The organism is Burkholderia sp. Ac-20349, assembly GCF_017104865.1.
GTDB lineage: Bacteria > Pseudomonadota > Gammaproteobacteria > Burkholderiales > Burkholderiaceae > Burkholderia > Burkholderia aenigmatica.
Window position 1 is genome coordinate 1 of sequence record NZ_JAAGPM010000342.1, and the last position, 839, is coordinate 839.

Here is an 839-nt window from a genome sequence, read left to right on the forward strand (position 1 = left end):
TGCCGCGCCCTGGGCGGCGCGCGCGAACGCATGCGCGTCGGTTTCGAGGCGGGCGGCATGCTCGGCAAGGTGCAGCCCTTCGTCGGTCGGCGGCCAGCCGCGCGGCAGCCGGTCGAACAGCCGGATGCCGAGCGCCGACTCCAGCGCGTCGATGCGGCGTGCGACCGTCGAATGCTGAACCTGCAGCGCTCGCGCGGCGGCCGACAGGCTGCCGCCGCGCATCACCGCGAGGAAATAGCGGATGTCGTCCCAGCTCATCGGTAACGCGGATGCGGGCGCGGCATCCAGATCGGTCGAATTTTGCACAGTAGATGGGCGCTTTACGTGAATTCCGTTCGATTATGCACGATGGGATGATCGTGTCACTTCATTCGATTACGAGGAACGTCATGACCCAGAGTGCCACTGCCATCCGGATCGGGATCGACCGCTACGGCGACGCCGGCGTGCTGCGCCGCGTCGATGCACCCGTCGCTCCGCCCGGTGCCGGCGAAGTCCGGATTCGCCAGACCGCGATCGGCGTGAATTTCGTCGACATCTATTTCAGGACGGGGGCGCACGCGATGCCCGCGCTGCCGGACGCGCTCGGTGTCGAGGCGGCCGGCGTGATCGATGCGGTCGGGCCCGGCGCGACGGCGCTCGTCCCCGGCCAGCGCGTCGCGTATGCGGGCATGCCGACCGGCAGCTATGCGAGCCTGCGCACGATGCCGGCCGAGCGCGTGCTGCCGATCCCCGATGGCCTGAGCGACGAAGCCGCCGCGGCCGGGCTGCTGAAAGGGATCACGGTTTACATGCTGCTGCATCGCGTCCGGCAGGTCCGCGCCGGCGACACGGACCTG

2 protein-coding genes are annotated in these 839 nt (G+C 69.4%); one reads left to right on the forward strand and one right to left on the reverse strand.

The genetic code is table 11. From position 1 onward, the window contains the following. A partial coding sequence (locus G3N61_RS39100) for a LysR family transcriptional regulator (RefSeq protein WP_205825121.1) occupies positions 1 to 258 on the reverse strand: 258 nt, incomplete at its 3' end. A gap of 131 nt (positions 259 to 389) precedes the next feature. Between G3N61_RS39100 and G3N61_RS39105 the strand changes: the two genes are divergently transcribed. Then, a partial coding sequence (locus G3N61_RS39105; RefSeq protein ID WP_205825123.1) for an alcohol dehydrogenase catalytic domain-containing protein occupies positions 390 to 839 on the forward strand: 450 nt, incomplete at its 3' end.